This window comes from Acinetobacter sp. (assembly GCF_036659555.1).
Classification (GTDB): Bacteria; Pseudomonadota; Gammaproteobacteria; order Pseudomonadales; family Moraxellaceae; genus Acinetobacter.
In genome coordinates this window covers 1-20,669 of the sequence record NZ_JAVXCI010000055.1, presented here as the reverse complement: position 1 = coordinate 20,669, position 20,669 = coordinate 1, and the positions used below count along the sequence as shown (strand labels likewise).

General features: G+C 55.3%; 17 protein-coding genes. 4 read left to right on the top strand and 13 right to left on the bottom strand.

Annotation, left to right across the window (positions count from 1 at the left end; translation table 11 throughout):
* Both infB and RSA72_RS08920 read left to right on the top strand, forming a co-directional pair.
* The coding region (gene infB, locus RSA72_RS08925) for a translation initiation factor IF-2 (RefSeq protein ID WP_332633041.1) at nt 1-2,361 on the top strand (2,361 nt) is incomplete at its 5' end.
* Nucleotides 2,361-2,765 (top strand): ribosome-binding factor A, encoded by a 405-nt coding sequence (locus RSA72_RS08920; protein WP_068912953.1) that lies wholly within the window; start codon nt 2,361-2,363, stop codon nt 2,763-2,765. The genes infB and RSA72_RS08920, both read left to right, overlap by 1 nt.
* Nucleotides 2,766-3,166: 401 nt before the next feature.
* On the opposite strand, the gene RSA72_RS08915 is transcribed toward RSA72_RS08920, so the two are convergent.
* The 11 genes from RSA72_RS08915 to RSA72_RS08865 form a co-directional block, all read right to left on the bottom strand.
* The gene (locus RSA72_RS08915; protein WP_332621140.1) at nt 3,167-3,550 is read right to left on the bottom strand and encodes a Na+/H+ antiporter subunit G; all 384 of its coding nucleotides are present in this window, start codon (nt 3,548-3,550) and stop codon (nt 3,167-3,169) included.
* 11 nt (nt 3,551-3,561) lie between these two features.
* Nucleotides 3,562-3,837 (bottom strand): monovalent cation/H+ antiporter subunit F, encoded by a 276-nt coding sequence (locus RSA72_RS08910; protein WP_332621141.1) that lies wholly within the window; start codon nt 3,835-3,837, stop codon nt 3,562-3,564.
* Nucleotides 3,834-4,355, bottom strand: a complete 522-nt coding sequence (locus RSA72_RS08905; RefSeq protein WP_332621142.1) for a Na+/H+ antiporter subunit E — start codon at nt 4,353-4,355, stop codon at nt 3,834-3,836. Before RSA72_RS08905 ends, RSA72_RS08910 begins: the two co-directional genes overlap by 4 nt.
* Before the next feature lie 2 nt (nt 4,356-4,357).
* Nucleotides 4,358-6,160 (bottom strand): monovalent cation/H+ antiporter subunit D, encoded by a 1,803-nt coding sequence (locus RSA72_RS08900; protein WP_332621143.1) that lies wholly within the window; start codon nt 6,158-6,160, stop codon nt 4,358-4,360.
* Nucleotides 6,160-6,525: a Na+/H+ antiporter subunit C gene (locus tag RSA72_RS08895; protein WP_332621144.1), complete on the bottom strand. Its 366-nt coding sequence runs from the start codon at nt 6,523-6,525 to the stop codon at nt 6,160-6,162. The genes RSA72_RS08900 and RSA72_RS08895 overlap by 1 nt, the downstream gene beginning before the upstream one ends.
* Nucleotides 6,526-6,529: 4 nt before the next feature.
* Nucleotides 6,530-9,367, bottom strand: a complete 2,838-nt coding sequence (locus RSA72_RS08890; RefSeq protein ID WP_332621145.1) for a monovalent cation/H+ antiporter subunit A — start codon at nt 9,365-9,367, stop codon at nt 6,530-6,532.
* 348 nt (nt 9,368-9,715) lie between these two features.
* Complete coding sequence (locus RSA72_RS08885; RefSeq protein WP_332621147.1) at nt 9,716-11,113, bottom strand: ATP-binding protein; 1,398 nt, start codon at nt 11,111-11,113, stop codon at nt 9,716-9,718.
* 31 nt (nt 11,114-11,144) lie between these two features.
* On the bottom strand, nt 11,145-12,647 hold the full coding sequence (locus RSA72_RS08880; RefSeq protein WP_332621149.1) for a UvrD-helicase domain-containing protein: 1,503 nt from the start codon (nt 12,645-12,647) through the stop codon (nt 11,145-11,147).
* Nucleotides 12,648-12,667: 20 nt separating this feature from the next.
* The gene (hisIE, locus tag RSA72_RS08875) at nt 12,668-13,450 is read right to left on the bottom strand and encodes a bifunctional phosphoribosyl-AMP cyclohydrolase/phosphoribosyl-ATP diphosphatase HisIE (RefSeq protein ID WP_332621151.1); all 783 of its coding nucleotides are present in this window, start codon (nt 13,448-13,450) and stop codon (nt 12,668-12,670) included.
* A gap of 189 nt (nt 13,451-13,639) precedes the next feature.
* Complete coding sequence (locus RSA72_RS08870; protein WP_332621153.1) at nt 13,640-14,527, bottom strand: SDR family NAD(P)-dependent oxidoreductase; 888 nt, start codon at nt 14,525-14,527, stop codon at nt 13,640-13,642.
* A gap of 304 nt (nt 14,528-14,831) precedes the next feature.
* A complete protein-coding gene (locus tag RSA72_RS08865) occupies nt 14,832-16,109 on the bottom strand; it encodes an O-acetylhomoserine aminocarboxypropyltransferase/cysteine synthase family protein (RefSeq protein ID WP_332621155.1) in 1,278 nt (425 codons plus the stop codon).
* A gap of 311 nt (nt 16,110-16,420) precedes the next feature.
* Between RSA72_RS08865 and ettA the strand changes: the two genes are divergently transcribed.
* On the top strand, nt 16,421-18,082 hold the full coding sequence (gene ettA / locus RSA72_RS08860) for an energy-dependent translational throttle protein EttA (protein ID WP_332633039.1): 1,662 nt from the start codon (nt 16,421-16,423) through the stop codon (nt 18,080-18,082).
* Nucleotides 18,083-18,166: 84 nt separating this feature from the next.
* On the opposite strand, the gene RSA72_RS08855 is transcribed toward ettA, so the two are convergent.
* The gene (locus RSA72_RS08855; RefSeq protein ID WP_332621158.1) at nt 18,167-18,967 is read right to left on the bottom strand and encodes a DUF4198 domain-containing protein; all 801 of its coding nucleotides are present in this window, start codon (nt 18,965-18,967) and stop codon (nt 18,167-18,169) included.
* Between the two features lie 160 nt (nt 18,968-19,127).
* On the opposite strand from RSA72_RS08855, the gene RSA72_RS08850 reads away from it, so the two are divergent.
* Complete coding sequence (locus tag RSA72_RS08850) at nt 19,128-20,072, top strand: cation diffusion facilitator family transporter (RefSeq protein ID WP_332621160.1); 945 nt, start codon at nt 19,128-19,130, stop codon at nt 20,070-20,072.
* A gap of 36 nt (nt 20,073-20,108) precedes the next feature.
* On the opposite strand, the gene RSA72_RS08845 is transcribed toward RSA72_RS08850, so the two are convergent.
* Nucleotides 20,109-20,450, bottom strand: coding sequence for a hypothetical protein (locus tag RSA72_RS08845; protein WP_332621162.1), 342 nt, complete (start codon nt 20,448-20,450; stop codon nt 20,109-20,111).
* Nucleotides 20,451-20,669 lie beyond the last annotated feature (219 nt).

Genomic DNA, 20,669 nt, shown 5'->3' with positions numbered 1-20,669 from the left:
GAGCAACAAGCTCGTGCGAACGTTCAAGCTATGGTTGAACCTAAAGCTGAAACTCCAGCAGTAAATAAAGCCGTAGCAAACTTGAATGCAATGCGCGCAGCTGCCAAGCAGGAAACCGCCAAGCAGGAAGTGCCGAGAGCCGCTGTTGTGGTGAAGCGCAAGTCCAACAATAAGCCGATTGTGAAGCAGACAGTTAAAGTAACTGAAACTGCAGAGCAGAAGAAAGCGCGTGAAGCGCAGACCGCGCAGCTGAGAGCGACTGAAGAAGCTGTGCGCCGCAAGTCTGCTGAAGAGGCGCAGCAGCGCACGCTTGAGCAGATGCGCCAAATGGCGTCTAAGTACACTGCGGAAGATACAACTGCAACCATCCGTGTGGTTGATGATTCTCCATTGGCTGCTGGCCTTGTTGGCCAGGCGTATGAAGATTCATTTGCCAAAGAAGACCGCGAAATTAAGCGCGGTACGAATACGCCAAGCACGCGCGCGCCGAAAAAAGGCGGCCGCCGCGGCCAGGAAGAGCAGTCTTTCAGCCATAATCAGCATAAGCGCGGCTTGAAAACCAGCCAGGCGAACAAGCACGGCTTTGAAAAACCGGTTAAAAAACAAATTTACGATGTTGAAATCGGTGAAACCATTGTTGTTGCAGACCTTGCAGCTAAAATGGCGATTAAAGTCCGCGAAGTCATTAAATCACTGATGAAAATGGGTGAATTGGTTACGCAGAACCAGGCGATTGAGCAGGAAATTGCTGCGCTGGTGGTTGAGGAAATGGGCCACAATCCTGTACTTGTTTCAGATACCCAAGCGGAAGACAACCTGCTTGAAGCGGCTGAAGAAGCGCGCGGCGCGCAATCAACGCGTGCGCCGGTTGTTACCATCATGGGTCACGTTGACCATGGTAAAACCTCGCTTCTTGACCGCATCCGCCGTTCTAAAGTGGCTGCGGGCGAAGCCGGCGGCATCACCCAGCACATTGGCGCTTACCATGTAACGACTGATAAGGGAATTATTACTTTCCTTGATACGCCGGGACATGCTGCCTTTACAGCAATGCGTTCACGCGGCGCGAAAGCGACTGATATCGTGGTTCTGGTTGTGGCTGCTGATGACGGCGTAATGCCGCAGACTGCAGAAGCGATTGACCATGCGCGCGCAGCCGGTACGCCAATCATTGTTGCAATCAACAAGATGGATAAAGAATCTGCAGATCCGGACCGCGTACTGAACGAATTGACCTCTAAGCAGATCGTGCCTGAACAATGGGGCGGCGATGTGCCAGTGGCAATGGTTTCAGCGCACTCCGGCATGGGCATTGACGAGCTTCTAGACTTAATCTCAATTCAGGCTGAAATGCTGGAATTGAAAGCGTCTGAAGAAGGCGCTGCGCAAGGCGTGGTGATCGAAGCGCGCGTAGACAACAGCCGTGGCGCGGTAACGTCTATTCTTGTGCAGAACGGCACGCTGAAAGTCGGTGACCTGGTTCTTGCAGGCTCATCTTACGGCCGCGTCCGCGCTATGACCGATGAAAATGGCCAGCGCATTAAATCGGCCGGCCCTTCAATTCCTGTAGAAATCCTCGGCCTTCCTGAAGCGCCTATGGCGGGTGATGAAGTTCTCGTGGTTAATGACGAGAAGAAAGCCCGTGAAGTGGCCGATGCGCGCATGGACCGTGAGCGTCAAAAACGCCTTGAGCGTCAGAGCGCAATGCGCCTTGAAAACATCATGGCGTCTATGGGCAAGAAAGATGTGCCGATTGTCAACGTGGTGCTGAAAACTGACGTGCGCGGCACTTTAGAAGCGCTGCATGTTGCGCTGGCTGATCTTGCGACTGACGAAGTTAAAGTCCGCATTATCGGTTCAGGCGTTGGCGCGATCACTGAGTCTGACGTAACGCTGGCTGAATCTTCAGAAGCGGTGCTGCTTGGCTTTAACGTCCGCGCAGACAACACCGCGCGCCAGAAAGCCGATGCAGACGGCATCGACATCCGCTACTACAGCATCATTTATGAATTGATTGATGACGTGAAAGCGGCGATGAGCGGCAAGCTTGCGCCGGAACACCGTGAAACGATTCTGGGTGTTGCTGAAGTGCGTGAAGTATTCCACTCAAGCAAATTCGGCGCTGCAGCCGGCTGTATGGTGCTTGAAGGCATGCTGCACCGCAACAAGCCAATCCGCGTATTGCGTGATGATGTTGTTGTGTTCCAAGGTGAGCTTGAGTCTCTGCGCCGCTATAAAGAAGTGGTGGAAGATGTCCGCGCCGGCATGGAATGTGGCCTTGCAGTCAAGGGCTATAAAGACATCAAAGTCAAAGACAAGATTGAAGTCTACGATGTTCAATTGATTAAACGGAGTCTTTAATGGCGGGTAGTCAGCGTCTTAAGCGTATGGCCGATACAGTTCAGCGTGAATTGTCTGAACTGATCCGCCAGGAGCTCAAAGATCCGCGCTTGGGTGGCCTTGTGACCATCTCTGCGGTGAAAGTCAGTGCTGATTTAGGCTATGCTGAAGTGTATGTTACTGTGATGGGCCGTGAACTGGGCGATGAGCAAAGTGAAGCGGCCAATAAGGAAACTTTGGATGTTCTGAATAAGGCATCCGGTTTCCTGCGCCATGAGCTGGGCCGCCGCATTAAAACGCGCATTACGCCCCGCCTGCGTTTTCACTATGACAAAACCAATGCATACGGCAATTATATGTTTGGCCTGATTGCGGAAGCAGTGAAGGATTTGCCTCCTGAAGATGCAAAAAAAGATGAAGAATAAGTCCAGTCTGGACGCATAGAAAAGCCGCCTTAGGGCGGCTTTTTTACGGCTTGAAGAACTTGAATATGATGCCTTTTATAGGAGCTTAAACCGTGCTGGGTTTGAGTGAACTTGAATGTACGGAAATAAGAAATTTTGCCCCATGAGAATATTCAGCATGCTTATAAAAAAACAAGGAACTCAAAGGGCTGAAATCTTGGATGCAGTTTAAAGCGGCTGTATTTTGCAGCGCGCTTTGAAGCATTCTGATGAGTATTGGCTTTCTGATATCAGTGCTGTTTGGGCGCCGGAAAAATTACCGTCAATATGATGCAGAGATATGTGCCTGCCAAACGGCATGGCCTCAGCGCTGAGGCATTGGAAATGCATTTGTTCCTGCACTGACAGTAAAAAAGGCCAGCTTAAAGCTGGCCTTTTTTATGCGGGGCGCGGCGCCGCGTGCGCTGCCACGGCAGCGGGCGGTTCAGCGCTTCAGGCACATCGCCGCCCATTGAGCGCAGGCGCAGATGCAGCGCGGCCTGCGCCATCAAATTTGCGGAAACCGGCGCAGTAATAAAGGCCAGCAGCGTCAGCAGCAGCTCGGCAAAGCCAAAGCGCCCGTGAAATGCGCCGTAGATAATGGCTGCGATTAAAAAGCTGCCCAGGCCCAGCGTGCTGGACTTGGTCGGCGCATGCAGGCGCATGAACAGGTCGGGCAGGCGCACCATGCCGATGCCGCCGACCAGCATGAAGAATGCGCCGATGATTAAAAACAGGGAAACCAGTATTTCCATGGCAAGCTGCATTGCGGATCCTCCTAATCAATCACATGGCCGGTGGTGAAATAGCGGGCCAGGGCAGCGGTGGAGACAAAGCCCAGCATGGCCACCAGCAGCGCGCCCTCAAACAGCGCAGTGCTGGCCCAGTAAATGCCTAAAATCACAATCAGGCAGGTGGCATTCAGGAACAGCGTGTCCAAAGCCAGCAGGCGGTCCACAATGGACGGCCCGAAAATCAGGCGGATCAGGCACAGCAGCATGGAAATGGTCACGGCCGCCAGGCAAATGCCCAGCGCATAGGGCAAAATGGTCATGAGCGCTCTCCTGAATCTACGCCAAAAATCTGCATTAAGGGTTTTTCATAGCGCGCTTTAATGCTTTGAATCTCCGCCTCGGGATCTTCCGCGCTTAAGGCATGCACCAGAATGTCGCCGCGGTCCTGATCAATGCCGGCCGAAACCGTGCCCGGCGTTGTGGTGATGATCATCGCCAGCAGGGTGTTGACTTCTTCATGCTGGGTTTCCAGCGGCACGCGGAACCATTTGGGGTGCAGCTTATGGGTCGGCCCCAGCACCAGCTTGGCGATTTGAATATTGCAGACAATAATGTCCCACAGCACCACAAAAAAGAGTTTCACCGCAGGCAGCCAGTGAATATTCGGGGTGCGCGCAATAAACGGATGCACCAGCCGCGGAATCAGCACTGCCAAAATCAGGGCCATCAGAATGGAGCCGGCATCAAGGCTGTAGCCCAGCATCAGCCAGCTGAGGCCGGCAATTGCGGACACCAGCGGATGCGGGAACCAGCGTGCAAAAAATGAAGCGTTTTTCATGCTTAGGGCGCCTCCATCGGTTTCAGCTGCGCATCATCAGGGGCCTGGCTTTGCTGCTCCTGAATCTGGCGCTTTTTATATTCGGAAATGTGCTCGCCCTGCAGGGTGTTTTCTGAAATCAGCAGCGGAATCAGATGCGCATTCGGGTCTATCGTCTCGCCGCCGTATTTGGTTTCCGGCAGGTTTTCCGGGTCAAATGGCTGCACGCTGATGGGATTGCCCTGCTCATCTTTTTTCAGCAGGATTTCTTCATACAGGGCATTGCTGCGCATCTGTTCTGCCGTGCTGTGCGCATAGCGGTAAATGGGCGCGGCGAACACCATGTATGCGGTCAGGCCTGCCAGCAGCAGGTAGACGGCGCTGTCATTGCGCTTTGGCGCTTTGGCAGGCAGGGCATGATAGGCCTTGAATTCAGGCGCATCCGGATTGTCTTCCGGCCTGCTGGAGCGCCAGAACAGAATAAAGCCGACGCGGGTCATGGCGATGATGCTGAGCAGGCTGACCGCTAGAATGGTCAGAATAATCAGCAGCTGATAAGGCGAGGACACGGCGGCCTGCAGAATGAAAACCTTGCCTAAAAAGCCGCTGAATGGCGGCAGGCCCGCCATCATCAGGGCAATGGCGAAATAAGCCAAGGCTAAGGCCTTATGCTGCTTCATCTGCGGCGCAATTTTAAAGTGGTCTTTGAATTCGCCGCGCTGCGAAGTAATCCAGCCGCACAGCAGGTAAAAGGCTGCGCCGATCAGGGTGCTGTGGACTAAATAATACAGGCCGGCGGCCCAGGCTTCGGTGCTGAACAGGGCAATGGCAACTAACAGCGTGCCGATGGAGGATAAAATCATAAAGCCGACAAAGCGGCGCAGGCGTTCTGCGCCAATCGCGCCAATCACGCCGTATACCGAGGTGATTAAGCCGATCGGCAGCAGGCAGTTCTGCAGAATTTCCCGGCTGATTTCATCATCAAATACCGTGCCGTTCACGCGCAGAATGGCGTAAATGCCGACTTTGGTCATAATGGTGAAAATGGCTGCCACAGGCGTGGTGGCCACGGCATAGGTTTTCGGCAGCCAGAAGCCGACCGGCAGCATGGCGGCCTTAATGCCGAAGACTGCGAACAGCAGCAGTCCGCCGGCGGCGGCCAGGCGGTGCTGATCCGGCTCCAGCAAAGGCATCAGCCGGGCGACATCGGCCATATTCAGGCTGCCGGCGCTGCCGTAAATCATGCCCAGGCCAATCAGGAACAGCGCGGACGCCAGCAGGTTGATGGTGACGTAATGAATGCCCAGCTGAAAGCGCGCCTTGCCTTGGCCGTGCAGCAGCAGCACATAGGAGGCCATCAGCAGGATTTCAAAGAACACGAACAGGTTGAATAAGTCGCCGGTGAGGAAGGCGCCGCATAGCCCCATCAGCAGGAAATGGAACATGGCGTGGAAATAGCGCCCGCGTTCATCCCATTCCTTGCTGGCGTACCAGAGAACCGGCACTGCCAGCGCATAGGTCAGCACCAGCATGAATGCCGACAGCTGATCCAGCACCAGCACGATGCCGAATGGCGCCGCCCATTCACTGAGGTTGTATACGCTGATTTGCCCTTGGCTGGCCATCGCAAGATAGCTGACGGCGGTGATCAGGCCCAGCAGGGCGGACACCAGGCTGATGCCGCGGCGCCAAGGCTGGCGCCAGTCCTGCGCCAGTGAGCCGGAGCCGGGGTTGCCCAGCAGGACTAAAGCGAAAGCGGTGAAAGCCGGTATTAAAATGCTGAAGACCGGGGCATGCTGCGCCCAGAACTGGATGAAGTCAGTCATCAAGGCTCATCCTCGCGCGGGTCAATTTGCGGTATTTCTTCTTTGGAATCAACGTGGTCTGTTCCTGATTCAAAACGGCTGCGCAGCGCCAGCTGAACAATGAATGCGGTTGTGGCAAAGCCGATGACAATGGCGGTCAGCACCAGCGCCTGCGGCAGCGGGTCGGTGGCTTGGGCGGTTTCGGTCAGCACGGCAGGGGCATTGACATGAATGCGCCCCATCGCGAACAGAAACAGGTTCACGGCATAGCCGATCATCGCCAGCCCCAGCACCACCGGAAATGTGCGCGCGCGCAGGATCAAATAAATGCCCGCCGCCGCCAGCAGCCCAATGGCGGAAGCCAATAAGAATTCTAAACTGATCATATGCTTATCCTTTTGGCACTGGGCCAGCCATGCTGGAGTGGCGCGAGTCGCCCAAAACGGAAATCATCAGCATGGCCGCGCCGACCACGGTGATGTAAACCCCGGCATCAAACAGGGCCGCGGTCGCCAGATGCATCTCGCCAATGACCGGCGGCGATACGTAAAAGTGCGCGCTGGTGAGGAACGGGCGCCCCCAGAACCATGCGCCCAGGCCGGTCAGGCCGGCGATCACCAGGCCAATGCCGATCCAGACCTCATACAGGCGGCCGGATCTGGCGCGCAGCAGGCGTTCCGCCTGATCCTGCCCCAGCGCAATGTACTGGATGATCAAAGCCAGCGCCGTGATGAGGCCGGCAATAAAGCCGCCGCCCGGCAGGTTATGGCCGCGCAGGAAGATGTACAGGCTGACCACCAAGGCCAGCGGCAGAATCCATGACGCCGTGATGCGGAACATCAGCGGGGAAGGGTTGAAGCGGTAGGTGAGGCCTTGGGTAATGCTGGTGCCGTGCGCGCGCATGCCGTCCATCAGGCACAGCGCGCCGATGGCGGCGATGCCCAGCACGGTGATTTCGCCGAAAGTATCAAAGCCGCGGAAGTCGACCAGAATTACATTGACCACATTGGTGCCGCCGCCCAGCGGAATGGACTGCTGCATGAAGAACCATGAAATGGAGTTGTGGTCGCGGGTCAGAATCAGCCAGGTGATCCAGGCGATGCCCAGCCCGCCGGCAATGGCAATTAAAGCGTCGCGCCAGCGCCGCGAAACGCTGGATTCATACGGCGTGAGCTGCGGCAGCAGCGACAGGCTCATCAGCAGCAGCACGGTGGTGACCACATCGACGGTGATCTGCGTCAGCGCCAGATCCGGCGCAGAGAAGCAGATGAACACCATGGTGACGACCAGCCCGACCGCGCCGCTGATCAGCACGGCTTTAATGCGCTCATGATGGAACCACAGCATCATCCAGCAGGCGGAGAACAGCAGCAGCCACAGCACGATGGCGATTGCCGGCGCATGCGTCAGCTCGCGGGTGCCGGCGGACATGCCTTGCGGCAGCAGCGGCAGGGCAGCCAGCGCAATGCTGAACAGCACAATCCACAGCAGGTAGCTTTGCAGCGAGCCGTTTTCTGTGGCGCGCTTGAGTTTGCGCGACTTCAGCAGCAGGTGCTTTAAAAACAGTTCAAACAGGATTTTGCCCTGCAGCCGGCCCAAAAGCGGGTCCAGATCAATTGCGCGGAGCCGGCCGCCTTTGGCCAGCGCAAAGTAGAATACAGCCCCGCCCAGCAGCGCAATGGCGCTCATGGCCAGGGGCAGGTTAAAGCCGTGCCAAATGGCCAGATGCGCGCCTTCAAAGGCGAAGTTCTGCGTGCTGGCCTGCGCAGCGCTGTTGACAATCGGTTCAATCAGCAGGGCAGGCAGCAGGCCGACTAAAATGCATAACACCGCCAGGGCTGTGGCTGGCGCGCGCATGCCGAATGGCGGCTCGTGCGCATCTTTATGCGGGACGTTTTTGCCGACCGGGCCGTCAAAAAATACGCCATGCACCAGGCGGATGGAATAGGCGACCGCAAAAATTCCGGCGCAGGTCGCGGCGATGGCCGAGCCGATCAGCGCCGGGCCGGAGAGTTCCCGCAGCAGTTCGGTAAAGAACATTTCCTTTGACAGGAAGCCGTTGGTCAGCGGCACGCCGGCCATAGACGCCGCGGTAATCATGGTCAGCGTTGCGGTAAACGGCAGCAGCTGCCAAAGCCCGCTAAGCTTGCGCAAATCGCGCGTGCCGGCTTCATGGTCAATAATCCCGGCAATCATGAACAGAGCAGCTTTAAAGGTGGCATGGTTGATGATGTGGAAAATGGCGGCGGCCACGGCCAAAGGCGAGCCTATGCCCAGCAGGCAGACAATCAGCCCCAGATGGCTGATGGTTGAATAGGCCAGCAGGCCCTTCAAGTCTTCCTTGAAGATGGCGAAGAAGGCTGCCATGCACAGCGTGAACAGCCCGACAAAGGTCACAATATTATGGTACAGCGCTGCGCCGGCAAAAATCGGCAGCAGGCGCGCCAGCAGGAAAATGCCGGCTTTAACCATGGTGGCGGAATGCAGGTAAGCCGATACCGGGGTCGGCGCCGCCATGGCGTTCGGCAACCAGAAGTGGAACGGAAACTGCGCGCTTTTGGTGAATGCGCCCATTAAAATCAGCAGCAGGGCGGGAACAAACAGCGCATGGCTTTGAATTTGCCCGCGCATGCCCAGAATCTGGTCAATCTGATAGGTGCCGGTAATCTGCCCGAGCAGCACAAAACCGCCCAGCATGCACAGTCCGCCCATGCCGGTAATGGTCAGCGCCATGCGCGAGCCGCGCTGCGCCGCGTCGTAATTGCTCCAGTAGCCGACCAGAAGGAAGGAGGAAATGCTGGTCAGTTCCCAGAAAATCAGCAGCAGAATTAAATTGTTGGACAGTGAAATGCCGAGCATGGCTGCCATGAACAGCATCAGCAGCAGGTACAGCTTGCTGAGGGAGTTTTTAGGATTAAGGTAATAATAGGCGTATATATAAATGAGGGTGCCGATGCCGGTGATCAGCAGGGAAAACAGCAGGCCAAGCGCATCAAGGCGGAAGCTCAGGTCAATGCCGAGCTGCGGCAGCCATGGCCAGCTTTGCGCAACGGCTTGGCCGTTGAAGACATCTTTCGCCTGAGTCAGCAGCAGAATCAGGCTGCTTAAGCTGACTCCAACCGCCCCTAAGGCCGTTACCCCGCGCGAGAATCGCTTCAGCCACGGGACAAGGGTTGTGCCTAGGAGCAGCGGTAACAATATAATAATCGGCAGCACACTCGCATCCATTGTCGTGATTAGGTTATACCTAAGGTGAATCTTAAGCCCTCAAGGATTACAGGACAGCAAGGAGCAGTCCAAAAATACTCGATCTTGAAAGCCAAAATGTTCAAAAAAATAAACTCAGCTGTATTGCGCAGCAAATGAACGATTGCAAAATCCGATGTGGATATGGAAATTGCAAGTAAAACCGATCATATTACAGGCGCTGCTCAACTTCAATCTTTTTTGTGTACAGGCCGGAGATTATCCGCCGGCTGAAACCGCGGATGAAGCGGCTGCCTGCGCAGCCGGGCGCTGATTACGCTTGCAGGCGTTTTTCAGCGCGGTATTTCAGCTTGCCCGTGTTCTGGCCGGCTAAGGCAGGGTATTTTTGCTGATGTCCGGATCACTGCCATTGAGCAGGCGGATCAGCTGGCGCTGCTGTTCGTCATTCAGCTGCTGCTGAATCCGCAGCAGCATGGATTCCGCCGCGTCCTCATCCAAAGCCGGCTCCTGCAGCACCGGGGCTTCAGCCTCTGCGCCTGCCGGCGGGGCGGCTTCCTCTAAATGCAGCTGCGCGTAGATTTCATCAAACTGCTGCTGCAGCTGTCCGGCCTGAAGCGGCAGCAGCTGCCTGTTTTCCAGCTTTAAGCACTGAAAGCCGCCAGCCTGCTCCAGCAGTTCCGGGCGGTTGCCCGAAGCGATAATCTGCAGGCGCGGAAAGGCCTGATGCAGCCGCGGCAGAATCACTTGCGCCATGTTCTGATCCAGCTGATGGTCAACCGCGTCAATCAGCAGAATGCCTTCGCCTTCTTCGCAGGGGTACAGGCTGGCTGGGTTCAGCAGGCAGAGCCGGCGCACAATGTCGCCAATCAGCGCGGTTAGATTGCGCAGGCTGTTGGACAGCTGCTGAAACGGCATGGCTTTGCCCTGACAGGTCACCATCAGCTGCAGTTTCGGCTGATACAGCAGGAACAAGCCGCTGATTTCCGGCAGGACAATGGCCAAGGCGCGGCGCAAAGAGCTTAATGCCGGCGCGCGGATTTCAGCATGCGCCTGCGCGATTCTGCCGGCAAGGTAATCGGCAGGCTGCGGCGCGGATGGCCCCTGCAGCTGATGCCTGTTTAAAATTTCCTGCACCATCTGCGCGCTTTGCGCATTTTCAATGTCGCAGACTTCGCGGAACCACTCAAAAAAGCGCGAAAAGGTGGTAAACGGAATCGCTGAAATTTCATAGGCGTGCGCCGGCTGAAAAATGGCGGGATTGTTTTTATTCAGGATATTCACTTCATTGACGAAGCGTTCGGCAGGGTAGTAGGCGATCAGCGGCAGGCCCAGCAGGGGATCATCGCGCTGCGCCTGCTGATAGCGGGCCGCCAGCAGCTCCAGCTGCCGGGTTTCGGCCTTGCTGATGCCGATGCCTTGGCTGTTCAGGGTTTTGTACAGCTGCCAGCTGCATGCGTATTCTTCCGGATGCTCAGCGCCGGGCAGCAGCGCGCCGGCTTCTCCGGAAAAGCTGACGCGGATGTCAATTTTGGACTGCAGGCGGGCCTGCATGATGTCCTGATCCAGCATCACCAGCCCGGCGGCGCGCAGGTCTTTGCAGCGGGCAGCGAACCAGGTCAGGGCCTGATAGCTGAAGCGCAGAATGCCGGTTTTGCCTGAGCCCTGATCGCCTAAAATCAAGGTGACAGGCTGATCATGATATTTAAATTCGGCCAGCAGGTCGCTGAAGTGCAGCGTGTGCTTCAGCCGGATGGATTCAATTCTCATAAGGCGCCTTCAGCTGGACAGGTTGGGGATTTCAGCCCGCGGCCCGGCGCAGCGAGGCCGGCATTTCCCGCTTCAGCCGCTGCATCAGGTCATAAATGTGGTGAATGTTTAAGCTTACTTTAGCACGCGTGCAGGCCACGTAAAGCAGCCGTAACTCTTCGTCACTAATTTTATAGTCTTTGTCATTCAGCCGGAACTGATAGTCGTCTTCAATATGCACGCGGTTCCATTCCAGCCCCTTGGCCTTGTGCGCGGTGGAGATGATGTAGTCGGCCTGGCCAATCGGGGTGATTTTCGCCAGCGCGCGCTTCAAGGGATCGGTGCCGTGATCATCCACCAGCTTGACCAGCGGCTTAATGTCGCTGCCGTCATTGGTTTCGCAGTATTCATGCACGTCATGCCAGGAATTGAACCAGGCCAGTTCAGGCACATCGGTGACGCGCTTGCCCTGCTTCAGCATGGCGGCGGCGTCGACAAAGCGGTTCAGCCGGGCGTGGTCGGCCTGCAGGCTGACTTTTTCGCCGTGCACCAGGCCGGCCAGCAGCAGCTCCATGGCGCGGGCGTTGGTGCGGCACAGAATCGCATCGCGCTGCTTGATATGCGGCTTATTCAGCACTTTGGACTGCAGCAGCGGGTTGCCGCGCAGGGGCACGGTTTCATGCAGCGCGCCTAACAGGGCGTTGGCGTGCAGGGCGATTTCTTCGCCAAAGCGGAAAGAGGTGGTCAGGCGCGATTCCGGCAGCGGCAGCTGCTGCATGGCGTTGACTGCGCCGCGCCAGGCGTAGATCTGCTGGTGCGCGTCGCCGACATAAATCACCTGCGTGCTGCGCTGCTTCAGCAGAATGCCCAGCATCAGCGGGTCGGCATCCTGCGCTTCATCAAACAGCACATAGTCCGCAGGAATATTCGGCTCGGACAGCGCCCAGAGCTTGAGGTAGATGTCGTGGCCGATGCCGGCCTGATGATTCGGATCAACCGATTCCAGCCAGCGCCGCTCCACCGCCGGGTAGAGGTGCTTCTGCAGGGCGTCAATATCATCGGGATGCAGCCAGCTTGGCGCCTGCAGGTGGCGCGGCGCCGGATACTGCGAACTGGTCGAGCAGAAATGGCTGACCGCATTGGCCACCAGGCTGGCGAGGCGCGACGGCATCAGCACATACTGCTCATAGCGCCCGCCCATCATGCGCCGCAGCGTAATTGGCGCCAGGCGGTATTCCTTGGCCATAAAGCTCGGGCTTAGGCGCGGCAGGCGCAGCTTGTCGGTCACGCCGCGCGGAACGCTGCGGTAAGCCAGCGAATGGAAGGTGCGGCAGTCGACATTGCGGTGAAACTTGGCCTGCGCTTCGGCCGCGATGGCCTTGTTGAAGGCCAGATACATGCCGCGCCGCTGCGGCATCGCGTCGCTGATCATCTGCAGCGTGGTGGTTTTGCCGGTGCCGGCGTAGGCAATCACTTTAAAGGATTGGCCGAGGCGCGCGTTGTCAATGGCAGTCGCCTGCTCATCGGTCGCGCTGGGTTTGTTCTGCTCAGTCAAGGCTGCGTGCCGGCTTAATGTCAGTGCGCGCGGCTGGCTTTTTCCGCCAGGCCGGACAGGCCTTGGCGGCGCGCCAATTCATTCAGCACCAATTGCGGTTCAAGGTCGAAATAGCCCAGCATCACAATGGTATGGAACCATAAATCCGCCACTTCATAAATTAAATCGTTTTTATGGTCTTCTGAGGCTTCGGCTTTAAAATCCTTGGCGGCGATAATGCTTTCAATGCTTTCTTCGCCGACTTTTTCCAGAATTTTGTTCAGGCCCTTATGGTACAGCTTGGCCACATAAGACGAGTCCGGGTCAGCGGCTTTGCGCTCCGCCATCATCTGGCCTAAATAATCCAGCACTTCAACTTGTTCTGACTGCGCCGCAGAGGCATTCATGGCCAGCGTATGCGGATTTGAGGATGCTCCGCCGTAAATCTGCTCTGGATCTTTCAGCTGCGCATCGACAATTTCCCAGCCGTTCGGCGTCAGCTTGCGGTAGAAGCAGGATTCGCGGCCGGTATGGCAGGCGATGCCGCCGCGCTGCTCAATCTGCAGCACAATCACGTCGGCATCGCAGTCCAGGCGGATTTCATGCACGGTTTGGAAATGCCCGGATTCTTCGCCTTTGTGCCAGAGCTTATTGCGCGAGCGGGAAAAATACACCGCCTGGTTTTTTTCCGCAGTCAAAGCCAAAGCTTCGCGGTTCATCCACGCCACCATCAAAATCCGGCCGGTTTGATGATGCTGTGCAATAGCGGGCGCTAAGCCTTGTTCGTTAAATTTTACTTCATCGAGCCATTGCAAGTTGTTCATGTGGATTTCACCCAAAATTTTATTCAATTGAAAAGTTGCGGTTTGAAGCGCACTGCATAGTGTACGGCATCGCGCCGGCATTGAGGCATTAAATCTTGATCAATTTTTCATATGGCGGCTGCTGCGCCGGGTGAAATAAAAATAAGCCCATGACCGGGCTTATTTGAAGGTGATGCAATTAAGCTGGGCTTACCAGTGCTCACCCGGGAACAGGCGGGCATAGGCTTTCTGCACCCAGTTCAGCTTTTCATGCTGGCCGACAGAGGCTGAAGAGCTGGGGAACAGGTTGTAGCCGATCGACATCAGCTTGTTGTTGATGTCCGGCGCAACCGAGTAGGTCAGCGAGGCCAGGCGGCCCAGGTGCGTTGCGACTTTTTTCGGGCGCTTGACAATGGCGTAGGCGATTAAATCGGCAGCCTGTTCCGGCGACAGCGTCGGCACATATTTGTAGATTTTGGTCGGCGCGATCATCGGCGTGCGCACCAGCGGCATGTAAACCGAAGTAATTGCGATCTTATGCGAATGCACTTCGGCGGACAGGCAGCGGCTGAAAGCGTCCAGCGCGGCTTTAGACGCCACATAAGCCGAGAAGCGCGTGGCATTCGCCAGTACGCCAATTGAGCTGATGTTGATGATGTGGCCGTCACGGCGGATCATCATCTGCGGCAGGATGTTCATCACCAGGCGGATTGCGCCAAAGTAATTCAGCTGCATGGTGCGTTCAAAGTCATGGAAGCGGTCAGTGGATTCATGCACGGCGCGGCGGATGGAGCGGCCTGCATTGTTGATGAGGATATCAATATGATCGACCGAAGCTAAAATCTGCTTGGATACTTCATCAATTGAGTTCATGTCGTTCAAGTCGCAGGGGAAAACTGAGGCTTGGCCGCCTTTGGCTTCAATTTCCGCTTTGACTTCATCCAGCGTTTCTTTGGTGCGGGCAACCAGCAGCACATGCGCGCCGGCGCCGGCCAGGCGGTGCGCTGCGGTTAGGCCGATGCCGCTGGAAGCGCCGGTAATTAAGACAACTTTTCCATTCACTTTTTCTTGAAAGCGTTTTTCTAATCTTTGTTTCACGGTGAGTTCCCTGATCTGAATAAATGTGATTCAGTGCGTTTGTTTTTATTGCCTGAGCATACTTTCATTCTTGCCGAAATTCAGTAATGTTCCGTGCGGCTATGATAGCGGATTTATGCGGAAAATCCATATTTTAACTTGTTGAATTTAAAAATGAATCTAGAGCAATTGCTCTAAATTGAATCATCTTTGCATTCATTATTTACCATGAATCAAAAATAAAGCAAGGGAATGCTTAAGAAAAATTTCCGGCTAAAAACAGCCTTCCTGCAAAAGCGCGGAAGGCTGTCCGGGCTTCATTAAATCAAACCGCGGCCAAGGCCTGCTCCAGATCAGCAATTAAATCATCAATATGCTCAATGCCGACAGACAGGCGGACCATGTCGATGCTGACGCCAGCGGTTTTCAGCTCCGCTTCATTCAGCTGGCGGTGCGTGGTGGTGGCCGGGTGGCAGGCCAGGCTTTTGGCATCGCCGATGTTCACCAGGCGGGTAAACAGCTGCAGCGCGTCAATAAAGCGCGTACCGCCTTCACGGCCGTCCTGCACGCCAAAAGACAGAATGGCGGAAGGCTTGCCTTTGACGTATTTCTGCGCCAGGGCGTGCTGCGGATGGTCTTTTAAGCCGGCGTAATTCACCCATTTCACTTTAGGGTGCGCCTTGAGGTATTCAGCGACTTTCTGCGCGTTTTCGGTATGGCGCTCCATGCGCAGGTTCAGGGTTTCAAGGCCCTGCAGGATCAGGAACACGCTGAGCGGGCTGATGGCTGCGCCGGTATTGCGCAGCGGCACCACGCGGGCGCGGGCAATGTAGGCTGCGTCGCCGATGGCTTCCACATAGTTGACGCCGTGATAGCTCGGATCGGGCGTGTTCAGGACTTTAAAGCGTTCCGGATATTTGCCCCAGGGGAACTTGCCGCTGTCGACAATAATCCCGCCGATGGAGTTGCCGTGGCCGCCGATGTATTTGGTCAGCGAGTGCACAATGATGTCGGCGCCGAAATCAAAGGACTTCTGCAGGGCAGGGGTCGCCACGGTGTTGTCAACCACCACAGGCACGCCGTATTCATGCGCGATGGCCGCAATGGCTTCCAGGTCAATGATGTTGCCCAGCGGGTTGCCGATCGATTCGACAAATACCAGCTTGGTTTTTTCATCAATCAGGCCGCGCAGCGCTTCCGGATTCTGATAGTCAAAGAAGCGCACTTCAATGCCCTGCTTCGGCAGGGTATGCGCGAATAAGTTATAGGTGCCGCCGTACAGGGTGGAAACTGATGCAATGTTGTCGCCGGCTTCAGTAATAGTCTGAATGGCATAGGTGATGGCCGCCATGCCTGAGGCCAGGGCGAGCGCGCCAATCCCGCCTTCCAGCGCTGCCACCCGCTGCTCCAGCACCGCAGTGGTCGGGTTCATGATGCGGGTGTAGATATTGCCCTGCACCTTTAAATCAAATAAATCGGCCCCATGTTGAGTGTTGTCAAAGGCATAAGACGTGGTTTGATAAATAGGAACGGCAACGGCTTTGGTGGTCGGCTCCGGTTGATACCCCGCATGAATGGCTAAAGTTTCATCTTTATACGTCATGTTTACATCATCTTCGTGAGTTGGAAATTTGCTCAGTCTATCAGTTATGCATATGAATAAAAGCGCATATTTATTGAAATAAATATCTTATTTGCTGATATGGCTGAAAGTTTTTCAGCACAAAACTGCGCGGATTTAAGCCTGCGCAAGCCTGTTTGAAATTTAAACTATCCGATAGTTGTAACATTCTATTGAAGATGCGGGCTATGCCTTATTTTTTCAGCGCTTTCATCGTATAATGCCTGCGGTTATTTGTTCACCCGATGCTGTGATTATGGGTGAATTTTGGTTTTTCAATTGAGGAGTCCTGCGTGGCCCAATATATTTACACGATGAACCGTGTGTCAAAAATGGTTCCGCCGAAGCGCGAAATCTTAAAAGACATCTCTTTATCATTTTTCCCGGGCGCGAAAATTGGCGTGCTTGGTTTAAACGGCGCGGGCAAATCTACCCTGCTCCGTATTATGGCTGGCGTAGATAAAGATTTCTCAGGCGAAGCGCGCGCGCAGCCGGGTATTAAAATCGGCTACCTTGAGCAGGAGCCGCCGCTCGATCCAAACAAAGACGTCCGCGGCAACGTGGAAGACGGCCTGCGTGAACCGCTGGACGCCTTGGCGCGCCTGGATGAAGTATTCGCTGAATACGCCGCTGAAGATGCCGACTTTGATGCGCTGGCAAAAGAGCAGGAAAAGCTTGAAGCCATTATTCACTCATGGGATGCGCATAACTTAAGCAACCAGATGGATCAGGCAGCGGCAGCGCTGAACCTGCCGGCCTGGGATGCTGACGTAACACTGCTTTCAGGCGGTGAACGCCGCCGCGTTGCATTGTGCCGCCTGCTGCTGTCCAAGCCGGACATGCTGCTGCTGGACGAACCGACCAACCATTTGGACGCGGAATCCGTGTCCTGGCTGGAACGCTTCCTGAAAGACTTTGCCGGCACCATTGTGGCGATTACGCATGACCGCTACTTCCTGGACAACGTGGCCGAGTGGATTCTGGAGCTTGACCGCGGCATGGGCATTCCTTACCAAGGCAACTATTCTTCTTGGCTGGAACAGAAAAATGCCCGTTTAGAGCAGGAAAACAAGCAGGAAGAATCTTTTGCTAAAGCATTGAAAAAAGAACTTGAATGGGTTCGCTCAAATGCCAAAGGCCAGCAGAAGAAAAACAAAGCGCGCATGGAGCGTTTTGAAGAGCTTAACTCGCGCGAGTTCCAGCAGCGCAACGAAACTTCTGAAATCTACATTCCGCCTGGCCCGCGCTTAGGCAACAAGGTGGTGGAAGTTGAAGGCATCAGCAAATCATTTGACGGCCGCCTGCTGTATAAAGATTTGACTTTCACTGTGCCGCCTACTGCAATTGTCGGCATCGTCGGCCCGAACGGCGCGGGTAAAACCACGCTGTTCCGCATGATGACGGGCGAACAGCAGCCGGATACCGGCACAGTAACGCTGGGCGATTCAGTTAAAGTGGCTTATGTGGGTCAGATCCGCGATACTTTAGATAACAACAAAACGGTTTGGGAAGAAGTTTCCGGCGGTTTGGACATCTTGAGAATCGGCGATTACGAAATTGCATCGCGCGCCTATATCGGCCGCTTCAACTTCAAAGGCCAGGATCAGCAGAAGCGTGTCGGCGAGCTGTCCGGCGGTGAGCGTAACCGCCTGCAGCTGGCGAAGATCCTGCAGATGGGCGCAAACGTGATCCTGCTCGATGAACCGTCGAACGACTTGGATATCGAAACACTGCGCGCGCTTGAAGATGCCATTCTGGTGTTCCCGGGCACCGTGATGGTGGTATCGCATGACCGCTGGTTCCTTGACCGCATCGCAACGCATATCCTGTCATTTGAAAATGAACAGCCTGAATTCTATGAAGGCAACTATGCTGAATATGAAGCATACCGCCAGGCGCGCTTAGGCGACACTGCGGTGGTGAAGCGTTCTAAGTATAAGAAAATCGGCAGCTGATTGCTGAATTGATGCCAAGCAGAAACCAGCCCCCGGGCTGGTTTTTTTATGCGAGGATGGATTGAATGCAGCCCGTGGCCGGCATCAGGAGGCCGGCGCAGTGACGCCCAGGCTGATGATGGTGTAGTGCTGGTTTTTAGGGGCGGCTTTCGGGTCAATGGCTTCGCTGACTTCCAGCAGATAGCTGCCGGCCTGCGGGAAAGTTACGCTGGCTGTGCCGTCGGCATTCACTGCGGCGGACTGAGCCTGCTGCTCAGAAGCGCCTTGGGCGCGGATCAGCACTTCAGCCTGCGCCAGCGGCTTGCCGGCCTTGCTCAGCTGCAGCTGCACAGGGCGCAGCGCCTGAATTTCATTGGGATGGGTCTGGAAGCTGACTTGAATCGGCGCCGGTGTCATGGCCACGGCAGAGGCGGCGCCTTTGCTGACATAGCTTTGGATGCTCCATTCGCGTACAGTGTCAACTTTCTTCGGGAGCTTGCCTTTAAAGTCGCTTGGAATCACAAAGTCGCGTTCACTCAGCGCAGGAGCCTTGTCCGCTGCCACATCGGCAAAAATTTTCCACTGCTTATTGTGCTGCACATACTGGAGCGGGTGGGAGGTTTTTGCATAAAGCGTATAGGTGCCTTTTTCAGGCAATTTCAGGTCAAAGGCGGCTGCGGATTTTAAGCCCGGCTGCGGCTGCGCTGTCAGCTGGGCCTGATCCGGCTGCGTGATGCTGAACCGAATGTCTTTCAGGGCGTATTCCGGCTGCAGCGCCTGTTCCGCATAAGCGCTCAGCACAGTAATTTGCGTGTTATCAGTCATATAGGCCAGCGGAGCGACATAAGGCGCATGCGCCTGAACATGCGTGCACGCGAGTAGGGCTAAGGCTAGATATTTTTTCATAAAGGGTTATCCTGAATAATAAGCAGGCGCTTGAATAAAATTTGCGTGAAAGCGATTATATCGGGGAATGGCCTTAATTGATAATAATTACTATTATCAATAAGTCTATAGAATGAATAAGCTGAACTTTCAGCACGGCTTGATAAAGCGAGGGGGGATAATGAACAGCCAGCAGCATGGGCATGATCACAGTCATGCCGTTGTGACAGAAGGCAATGCCAGAAAATTAACCTTTGCCTTGATTCTGACATCGGGCTTTTTGGTGATTGAAGTCATAGCAGGCTTTATGACGCAAAGCCTGGCGCTGCTGTCGGATGCGGCGCATATGTTTACCGATGCGGCGGCGCTCGCCATTGCCTTGGCTGCCATCAAAATCGGCAAGCTGCCTGCGGATGACCGGCGCACTTTCGGCTATCAGCGCTTTGAGATTCTGGCGGCTTTATTCAATGCCTCGATGCTGTTCGCGGTGGCGATGTATATTTTATATGAGGCTTATCTGCGCTTCAGCCAGCCGCCTGAAATCCAGAGCATGGGCATGATGATTGTGGCGGCTGTAGGCCTGATCATCAACTTAATTTCCATGCGGATTCTGTTTTCCAGCGCGCAGGACAGCCTGAACATGAAAGGGGCTTATCTTGAAGTCCTGAGCGATGCGCTGGGTTCGGTCGGGGTGATCATCGGCGCGGCCGTGATTTATTTTACCGGCTGGATGTGGGTGGATAGCCTGATTGCGGTGCTGATCGGCTTCTGGGTGCTGCCGCGGACCTGGATTCTGCTGAAGCAGAGCATCAACATTCTGCTGGAAGGCGTGCCGGAGGAAATTGACATTGAAAAGCTGCGCAATGACCTGCTGAATTTAAGCGGCGTGGAAAGCATTCATCAGCTGAAAGTCTGGGCCATCAGCTCCAAGAATGTGCATTTGACCGTGCACCTGCTTGCGCCCTGCGCAGACCGCAATGCCCTGTACCGTGAAGCCTTGGAAATGCTCAGCCATCAGCACGGCATTACCGAAATGACCCTGCAGATTGAAGAGGGCGCCTGCGCTGCGGATGCTCACCGCCATGAAGATGGCCGGCCGGCAGCTGCGGACGCGCATCAGCATTAAGCGCTGATGCGCGCCTGCGCATTCAATTTCAGCGGATCAGCTTTCCCATTCGTGGCTGCAGTCGCGGCAGTTCCATTTTTTCTGCGACTGCATGAAGGCCTGCATGGAAATCTTGAAATCCGGCAGATCGCGGTAAAACAGGAAGCCGGCAATCAGGCAGACTGCGAATACCGCAACGGTTGCCGCCTGCAGCCCGGAGCCTGCGCCGTCGCCGAAAATCCACATCGCAATGCTGATCAGCACCAGAAGAAGCAGGACAAAAATGGCCGGAATTAAAAACACCAGGCTCTTTGGCACAACCGGACGCGCGGCCGGTGCGCCGGCTTGCGCAACGGGCATGATTTTCGGGCTTTGGCATTGAGGGCAGCGGTATTGCATTGCAACTCCATAATTTTAATTTGCCGCTTATTTTAATCGGAATGGCGCAGAAAGCAAAAATCGCCTGAAGAAAAATGCGGAAGCGGGCGGATTGCAGGCAATAAAAAACCCAAGCTGCGATGCTTGGGTTTTTTATAAGACAGCCTTAAGTGAATTAAAGCCGGCTTGAATTTGGCGTCCCTACGGGGATTCGAACCCCGGTTACCGCCGTGAAAGGGC